Here is a 1,541-nt window from a genome sequence, read left to right on the forward strand (position 1 = left end):
CTGAAAAAGATCTGAGGAAATATTACCGGGAGCTTCTGGAAAAACAGATGGAGCTTTCCAGGGACTATCAGAGGAAAATACTTGGCCTGCAAACAAAAGTTGCATACCAGGGTGTAGAGGGAGCATTTCAGCACATAGCCCTTAAAGAGCTCTTTGAAAAGTGTGAGGAAAATTCTTATCTTACTTTTGAAGAAGTCTTCAGAGCAGTTGCCAGCAAGGAAGTGGATTTTGGTGTCCTCCCAATAGAAAACTCCAGCACAGGAGAGATAAGCGAGATATTTGATCTTCTAAGAAAATATAACTGCTATATAACAAAGGTTCATTCTCTAAAAATAGAGCAGCACCTTTTGGGAATAAAAGGGTCAAAAATTTCTGATATAAAAGAGGTTTACTCACATCCACAAGGTTTTCTTCAGTCGTCTAAATTCTTGTACGGACGAGGATGGAAGGAGATACCTTATCACAACACTGCAGTAAGTGCAAAGTACGTGAGTGATCAGAAAGACAAAACAAAGGGAACCATCGGCAGCTATGAGACTGCAAGTCTTTACAACCTTGATATACTGGCAGAGAGCATTAATACCAATGATCAGAATCAGACTAAATTTATTGTAATATCTTCAGAAAAACCAACAACAGGAGATACCAGTGCCTTGATACTGACAGTGCCACATGAATCCGGGTCTCTCATGAAAATCGTAGATGCCATAGGAAATCGTGGATACAACATGCTTAATATAAAGTCCAGACCTGTAAAAAATGTTCCTTGGGAATATTTCTTCTTTATTGAATTCCAAGGAGATATGGATAACTCAGAAGAGCTCATTGAAGAATTAAAAGAAAACAGCTTATCTTTCAAAATAGTCGGAAGATACGAAAAACTGGAGGGAATAAAATGAAAACCCTGCTGACAGAAAATTCTAAAGACAAGATGGTAGAAGATACTGTCTTTAAAGTAGTGGCAGAAGCCATGGATTCTATCAAGATAAACGGTGACAAAGTCGTAAATGCAACTCTTGGGTCTCTTTCAGACGAAGATGGAAACCTCGTGACAATGAAAAGTGTATGGGAAGAATATAAAAACATAGATGTGAAGGATCTGGCTTCTTATTCGGCATCATTCAGAGGGGAAGCTGACTATATAGATGCAATAGAAAAATGGGTGTTTCGAGGGGTAAAAAGAGATTTTTTAAGCGGTGTAGTGGCGACTCCCGGTGGGAGTGGTGCAGTAAGTACCACTTTTAAAAACTATCTGGGAAGAGGTGAGACTGTACTTTTACCAGAGATCGGATGGGGCCCATACTGGCTCATGGCCAAGGAATTTGGATTTGAAACACAAGAATACTCTCTGTTTGACGGGGAAGCCTTTGATATGGGTTCCTTCAAAAGCAGATGTGAATCCATAATGGAAAAACAGGGGAAAGTCCTGGCAGTAATAAATGATCCCTGCCACAATCCTACGGGATATTCCCTGTCCTCTGAAGAATGGAAAGGTGTAATTGATTTCCTGAATGAACTCAGTAAAGATGGTCCTGTAATTC

2 protein-coding genes are annotated in these 1,541 nt (G+C 39.8%); both read left to right on the forward strand.

Translation table 11 applies throughout. From position 1 onward, the window contains the following. Positions 1 to 899 (forward strand): prephenate dehydratase (locus ABZA26_RS14815; protein WP_372715253.1); only part of this gene is annotated, 899 nt, incomplete at its 5' end. Beyond that, positions 896 to 1,541 (forward strand): aminotransferase class I/II-fold pyridoxal phosphate-dependent enzyme (locus ABZA26_RS14820; RefSeq protein ID WP_372715254.1); only part of this gene is annotated, 646 nt, incomplete at its 3' end. The genes ABZA26_RS14815 and ABZA26_RS14820, both read left to right, overlap by 4 nt.

This window comes from Ilyobacter sp., assembly GCF_041583315.1.
Taxonomy (GTDB): domain Bacteria; phylum Fusobacteriota; class Fusobacteriia; order Fusobacteriales; family Fusobacteriaceae; genus Ilyobacter.